This window comes from Bartonella sp. AA56HLJMS, from assembly GCF_042197145.1.
Taxonomy (GTDB): domain Bacteria; phylum Pseudomonadota; class Alphaproteobacteria; order Rhizobiales; family Rhizobiaceae; genus Bartonella.
Map to the genome: position 1 here is coordinate 1 of NZ_JBHIRL010000124.1, position 512 is coordinate 512.

General features: G+C 38.7%; 1 pseudogene. It reads left to right on the plus strand.

The features are described 5' to 3' along the window. Positions 1-512, plus strand: a pseudogene (locus tag ACFINI_RS10215) (adhesin); the annotation flags it as partial.

Here is a 512-nt window from a genome sequence, read left to right on the forward strand (position 1 = left end):
TAATGAAGCAGTTAACAAAGGTCAGCTTGATAAAAGTCTGAAGGAGCTTTCTAATAATCTTCAGTCTGATGAATCGGCTGTTGTTCACTATGATAAACAAGGTGATGATAATAGCAGCACTAATTATGCGAGTGTGACTTTGGGTAAAGGTAAGGGTTCTACACCTGTAGGTTTGCATAATGTTGCCGAAGGTCAGATTAGTGAGAATTCGCATGATGCGGTTAATGGCGGTCAGATTTCTAAGGTTTCTCAGGATATTGCGAAATACTTAGGTGGAGGTACAAGCTTTAAAGATGGTACTTTCACGGATCCAACCTATAAATTATCCAGTGTTGATGCAAAAGGCGAGGTAGTAGAAAAATCCTATGGTGATGTTGGTTTAGCCATTGAAGGTATTGATACGAATTTCAAGAATGTGAATAACAACCTAACGAATAAGTTTAATGAACTTACTGAAAACATCACGAATATTACTCAGGAAGTTCAAGGCGATGCGCTGTTGTGGGATAAGG